Annotated in this window: 1 protein-coding gene and 1 pseudogene; one reads left to right on the top strand and one right to left on the bottom strand. The window is 65.2% G+C overall.

All coding sequences use genetic code 11. The features are described 5' to 3' along the window. Positions 1-428 precede the first annotated feature (428 nt). Complete coding sequence (locus ACESLR_RS11715) at positions 429-3,695, top strand: helicase-related protein (RefSeq protein ID WP_373026131.1); 3,267 nt, start codon at positions 429-431, stop codon at positions 3,693-3,695. Between the two features lie 16 nt (positions 3,696-3,711). Here the strand turns inward: ACESLR_RS11715 and ACESLR_RS11710 are convergent. Then, positions 3,712-3,985 (bottom strand): annotated as a pseudogene (locus ACESLR_RS11710) (sprT domain-containing protein); the annotation flags it as partial.

Here is a 3,985-nt window from a genome sequence, read left to right as displayed (position 1 = left end):
GAGCTCCTCGACTGCTCGCGGCCTGCGGCGGCCAAGGCCATGCGTGTCCTTGAGGCGGCGGAAATCGTACACGCGCTCGACGAGCGCAAGAAAAACAGGACCGTCCTGTTCGAGGACTACCTTGCTCACCTGCGGCAAGGAACCGATATCTAACGACAATTACTCTGGCCGGCCGTGTTGCCTCATTAAGAAACGTTACCGACTGTCCATTTCCCCGGATTAGGTCCACGCATCACTGGAGGTTTCCGGGTGTAGCGCCCAATCTTGGACCGGCATTCGATTCCTCACAGTGATCTGTGCGCTTCCCGACTTCGGTGGGCGTCTACATTGAGCGAATGGACGAGAGGGAAGCATTGCGTGTGGCCTTCCCATCCGCGGATCCGGCACTGTGTCGGTCGAATTCCTGTTTTGGGTCGACGGGTGGCCTCATGAGTCAAGAAGATCCCCTCCCAGATACGGCGCGCACCGCTGATCTCTTTAGCGACTTTCCTGAAGAGTCGCGCGAGGGGCAGGGTGTTTGGCCACCGCCGGATCGTTTCCCGCTGAACGTCGACGGGCGGACGGTGCGCGAGCGGGTGATTGCGGACCTTGTGTCTGCGGACTCGCCGTTGGTGGTGACGGGCTACGGGGCGCTTGAAGAGCTCCTTCGTCTGGAGAGTGACCTGGGGGAGGTTCGGCCCCTTCGCATTCTCTTGGGTAACGAGCCGAATGTGGGGGAGGGAGGTCACCGCAGTCTGAAGGCGCCGAGCTTCCCCGAGGAAGTCGAGCAGTACTGGCTGGATCGAGGAATCGCCCTGCGCCTGTCGGCCCGGCTGATCCATTTTCGGGAGCGACTCCGCGAGGGCGCCGTCGAGGCGCGGTACTGGCCGGACACGCAGCGACCGCTGCACGCCAAGATCTATCTCGGGGCGGGGGCGGTAACGCTGGGCTCGAGCAACTTCAGCCGGAACGGGCTGGAACGTCAGCACGAGGCGAACGCGCGGTTCACAGCAACGGGTGAACCGAGGCGTTACCGCGAGGCCGCGGCGCTGGCCGAACAGTTCTGGTCGCTTGGAGAGGACTACACCGATGCGTTGCTGGTGCTGCTCGAGCGTCTGCTGCATGTCGTCGGGTGGCGCGATGCGCTGGCCCGCGCTTGCGGGGAGTTGCTGGAAGGTGAGTGGGCGAAGGGCTTTCTGCAGCAGGTCGACCGGGAGGCCTTTCGCGCGTTGTGGCCGGCCCAGCGTCAGGGGATCGCACAGGCGCTCTATCTGCTGGACCGTCAGGGGGCGGTGCTGATTGCGGATGCGACGGGGTCGGGCAAGACGCGTATGGGTGCGCATCTTCTGCGGGCGCAGCAGGCGCGAATCCAGGGGGCGGGCGGGATGCCCCGCTCGGTCATGATTGCACCCTCGACCGTCGTGGAGGAGTGGGAGCGGGAGGCATCCCGGGCCGATACCGCGCTGGATGTCTTTTCGGTTGGCCTGCTCAGTCACGGAAGCCGCAAGGCGTGGCAGCTGGATGATGCTCTGAGGCGGGCGCGCCTGCTGGCCGTGGACGAATGCCACAATTTCCACAATCGCCGCTCGCGCAGGACACGGCGGCTGTTTACCAATCACCTTGCCGATGACGTTCTGCTCTTTACGGCCACACCGATCAATCGGAATGTCGATGACCTCGTCCGGATCGCGGATCTGCTCGGTGCCGACAACCTGCAGCCGAGCACGCTGAAGGCCCTGGAACGGGTCAATCGTCCCGGTCGCTGGCACGGTCTGGGCGAGGACGAGGCTGCCCAGCTGCGCGATGAAATCCGGACATTCACCATTCGCCGTACCAAGCGCATGTTCAATGCGCTGATTGATCGCGCGCCCGGGGCCTATCGGGATCACACGGGCCGGCCCTGCCGCTATCCGGAGCACCGCTCGTACAGCTATTCCCTGAACGAACCGGCTGCCGACCGTGAACGCGCCGGTCGGATCCGGGAGCTTCTCGATCAGCTCTTCGGCGTGGTCCAGGTTCCGGCGGTCCTGGAACTGAGCGCCGTACAAAGGCAGCAGGGACTCACCGAGGACCAGTATCGTGACAACCTGCTGCTCGGGGCTCACAAGCTGGTCCGCTACCGGGTCATGGCGGCCCTGCGATCTTCGCGTGCGGCATTGGTCGAGCACCTGTGCGGAACGGCGGTGGCGCGGGTCGAGTTCGGGTTGGAGCATTACGCCAAGTCCGCCGATACAGGAGATGTGCTGGGCAAGCTCAAGCAGCCCGGCCGTGTTCCCGAGAATCGGCTGGGCGTGCCCTTGCCCGCATGGCTCACCGATGTCGATGCCTGGGAATCGGCTCACGCGCACGACCACCGGATCCTCTCGCAGGTGCTGGAAGAAGTGCGGGCCATGAGCCCGGCGCGAGAACGTGCCAAGGTGGCCCATCTGGCGCAACTAGCGGCGAGCCACGAGCGTGTGCTGGCCTTCGACAGCCGTCTGATCACCATTGCGGCCTTGAGCGTCCAGCTCGAAGAGCGGCTGCCGGGCGTCGAGATCTGGCAGGCGACGGGCAGCGATGAGCGAAGCCGCCAGGCGGTACTCCGTGCGTTTCGGCCGGGTGGCGACGAGCAGACCGGTGTGGCGCTGTGTTCGGACAGCCTGTCCGAAGGGGTGAACCTGCAGGCGGCCTCAGCGCTGGTTCATCTCGACATGCCCTCGGTGATACGCGTGGCCGAACAGCGAACCGGACGCGTCGATCGGCTCGACAGCCCCCATGCCGAGGTCGAAGTCTGGTGGCCCCGGGATGCCGAGGCGTTCGCTCTCAGTGCCGATGCTCGATTCCTGGATCGAGTCGGCGCGGTGACGGAACTCCTCGGGACCAATCTCCCGTTGCCGGAAGACCTGCAACAGCGGTCACGGGATAGCGTTGACGCTGACACCCTGATCCGCGAATACGAGCGTACGGCCCGTTCGATCGAGGAAGCGGAGCCGCATGATGCGTTTGCCGCGGTGCGCGGGCTGGTGGAAGGTTCGGGTGCCCTGGTCGAACCGGACATTTATGAGTATTACCGCGAGCGCTCGGTGCGGGTGCTCTCAAGGGTCAGCGTGGTGGCCAGCGACACCGTCTGGGCCTTCTTCTGTCTGGCTGGCAGTGTTGACCGGGCGCCGCGCTGGTTTTTCTTCTCCGGCCCGGATGCCGAGGCAACGACTTCGTTGGACAAGGTGGCCGCGGCGCTGCGCGAGCGACTGGCGCCGGGTCCGCCCAATGGTGAAATGGACGAGCCAGCCGCAAGATGGCTGGCACATTTTTCCGAGCGCCTCCCGGAGGCCGAACGGGCGCAGTTACCACTGCGCAAGCAACGCGCCCTGCAAGAGATGACCAAGGTCCTCAATGGATTTTGCGAGGAGGCGGCCCGCCAGAGGGAGCAAGCGCGCCTTGACGCCTATCTCGCTCTGCGCAATCTACTGGAGCGCAAGCCGGAAACGCTGACGGGTGGTGAACCGGATTGGGAGGCGCTGGCCAATCGCTGGCTGGAGCTCATCCGTCCCTACTGGTATCGCCGCCTGACCCAGCAGCGCCGGGGGTTCCTTCGGCTGCGGGATCTGCGCAAGGAACTCATTGAGGCGGAGTCGGAGCTTGGCCCCGAGGTACTGGAGGCGTTTGCCAGCCTCCCGCTTCAAAGCTCTGCGGAGGAGCGGGTGGTCGCGGCCATTCTCGGCATGCCCGATCGTTGATCTGATGTTGGCAGGGTCAACCTGCGTCTTCGGAGGCATGGCTCATGGGCTCCATGCAGGAACCACAGACGACCTCGGTTTCCGGTCGCGCCCAGACTCGCGCGTCGCAGGTCGGGCAGTTCATGCGGACACGGGGATCCGGGCGCGGCGCAGGTGGCGCGAACACCGCCGGTTTTTCGGCATCGTCGGGCAGGGGGATCGTTTCGGCCGGTGCGGGGGCGCTGGCCACGGCCAGGCCCTGTTCGGCCAGGGCCTCCTGCACTTGGGCAACCGATTCCGGATCGGTGGGG

The organism is Thioalkalivibrio sp. (genome assembly GCF_041685615.1).
GTDB lineage: Bacteria > Pseudomonadota > Gammaproteobacteria > Ectothiorhodospirales > Ectothiorhodospiraceae > Thioalkalivibrio.
This window is presented reverse-complemented; position numbering and strand designations above follow the sequence as displayed.

Bases quoted from the DNA above. Each gene is read 5' to 3' on its own strand.
- ACESLR_RS11715 (WP_373026131.1), top strand. From the start codon at position 429: ATGAGTCAAGAAGATCCCCTCCCAGATACGGCGCGCACCGCTGATCTC.